We start from the raw sequence: 1,954 nt of genomic DNA, 5'->3' as shown, positions 1-1,954 counted from the left end.
ACAACCCGGCCGGCAACCTGCTGATGCAAGACCGCCCCGGCCCGGACATCGTCGCGGCGAATCGTCTGATGATCCAGGGCGACCGCCATTACGACTACGACGCCTTCGGCAACCTCATCCGCGAACGCCGCGGCAAGGGCCAGCAACTCGTCACTGAGTATCGCTACGACTGCCAGCATCGGTTGGTCGGGGTTACAACGCCCAACGGCCAAACCGCCAGCTATCGCTATGACCCATTTGGACGCCGCATCAGCAAAACCGTGGACGACAAAACCACCGAGTTTTTCTGGCAAGGCGACAAGCTGATAGCCGAACATCACACAGAGCGCCATCGCAGCTACCTCTACGAACCCGACAGCTTCCGCCCCTTGGCCCTGTTGGAAGGTTTCGGCCCAAAAGAAACCACGCCCTACCACTACCAACTCGACCACCTCGGCACTCCGCAAGAACTGACCGACACCGAAGGCGAAATCGTCTGGTCCGCCCACTACCGCGCCTACGGCCAGATCGCCCGGCTCGACGTAGGCAAAATCGACAACCCGCTGCGGTTTCAAGGGCAGTATTTCGATGCGGAAAGCGGCCTGCACTACAACCGCCATCGCTACTACAATCCGGATATTGGTCGCTACCTGACACCGGACCCGGTGAAGTTGGCGGGCGGGATCAATGGGTACCGGTACGTGCCCAATCCCACGGGGTGGGTGGATCCGCTAGGCCTAAATACATGCCCCGGTAGCAATGGGTGTAAGCCAACAACCTCACAAGATAATCCAATTGAGAAGGCACGGGTTGATGAGGGACAACCGTCAGCACCTCAGACGGCTGGTGAGCAGCGACGGGCTAAGATAGAGGAGCTAAGTGAGGCGAATGCGAAGCGTCGAATTTTGGAGTATGAAGAAAGGTACGACATGCATATGGTTGGCAAGCATGGACCAGAAGTTGACTCATCTAAAGTGAGCCAGCGCTCAATAGATGGGAAAGATCCAATAACGGGCAAATTACCGCCTAAGAAAAAAGGGACTCCCAGTTCACAATTCAACAGTTGGAAGCTTCAACTTCAAGCATGGACTAAAGCAACATCAAGGGTTGAACGAGGGCTTTCGCGCTATACCGGAATAGATGGCAACAAGAATGATATTGTCCAACTAGAACTGCCAGGTGCTGGACGTGGTTACAGACCAAACAAGACGGATCCGAACCATCCACATTTCAACCCTTCAATGAATGGTGCCGAAATGAAGTTTCGTAAAGACGGCACGCCTTTTACCCTGTTCCCGATTAAGGAGTGAAAATGCTATTTCATCCATCCTCCGAGCACATCCCTTTCGACGCAAGCCTGCGCTATTTCGTAGGAATTTTTGACATTTACGACAGAGAAGAAACAAAGGGAGAAGAACTGCATGCCTACAACCCTAACAACCAAAAAGATCGAGAAATTTTGATCCTAAGATACTGCTTGGATCCTTACAACGAATTCTCCCACCGCCACAAATATAAACTGATGGAAAACTTGTCCTTAGCTTTAAATACTGAAAATTTTGATTTTAGCTCTTTCTTTGAAGACGACCCCGATGAGTATTCAACGATGGCCTGGGACGAAACAGAAATAGACGACCCCCGAGGCTTCTTTGCGGACATCTATCGGCTAGCCAACGAGGTCTGGAAAGACGACCTCCAAAAAGCCAGCCTCGAAGACCCTTCCACATGGTGACTAACCCCAACGCCCGTCAGTCAAGCAAACACAACGCTCAAATCAACAAAGATCAAATGTGGGAGCTGGCTTGCCTGCGAAAGCGGTAGTGCAGTAACACATGCAGCGACTGACACACTGAAGTGCGCCCCAAAAGTTGGACAGCTGTTGGTTAGGTTACAGCGGACCGAGTTCTGTACGCTACAGGGCTCAGTCCGCCAAGCTTCGTTTTGATTCGCTTATGGTTGTAGTAATGGATGTACT

At 52.1% G+C, this 1,954-nt stretch carries 3 protein-coding genes; 2 read left to right on the top strand and 1 reads right to left on the bottom strand.

All coding sequences use genetic code 11. The annotated features are described in order from the left end of the window. Positions 1-1,289 (top strand): RHS repeat domain-containing protein (locus tag GIV35_RS27150; protein WP_236485977.1); only part of this gene is annotated, 1,289 nt, incomplete at its 5' end. A 2-nt stretch (positions 1,290-1,291) separates the two neighbouring features. After that, complete coding sequence (locus tag GIV35_RS27145; RefSeq protein WP_236265849.1) at positions 1,292-1,711, top strand: hypothetical protein; 420 nt, start codon at positions 1,292-1,294, stop codon at positions 1,709-1,711. A 151-nt stretch (positions 1,712-1,862) separates the two neighbouring features. On the opposite strand, the gene GIV35_RS27140 is transcribed toward GIV35_RS27145, so the two are convergent. Continuing rightward, positions 1,863-1,954 (bottom strand): IS3 family transposase (locus GIV35_RS27140; protein WP_236265851.1); only part of this gene is annotated, 92 nt, incomplete at its 5' end.

The sequence above is a fragment of the Pseudomonas sp. PA-1-6B genome, from assembly GCF_021609545.1.
In the GTDB taxonomy this organism is placed as follows: Bacteria; Pseudomonadota; Gammaproteobacteria; order Pseudomonadales; family Pseudomonadaceae; genus Aquipseudomonas; species Aquipseudomonas fluorescens_BV.
Note: the sequence above shows the minus strand (reverse complement) of the source record. Positions and strands in the feature narration are given on the sequence as shown.

Excerpts from the sequence above, each read along its gene's own strand:
- GIV35_RS27145 (WP_236265849.1), top strand. The coding sequence starts at position 1,292 with ATGCTATTTCATCCATCCTCCGAGCACATCCCTTTCGACGCAAGCCTG.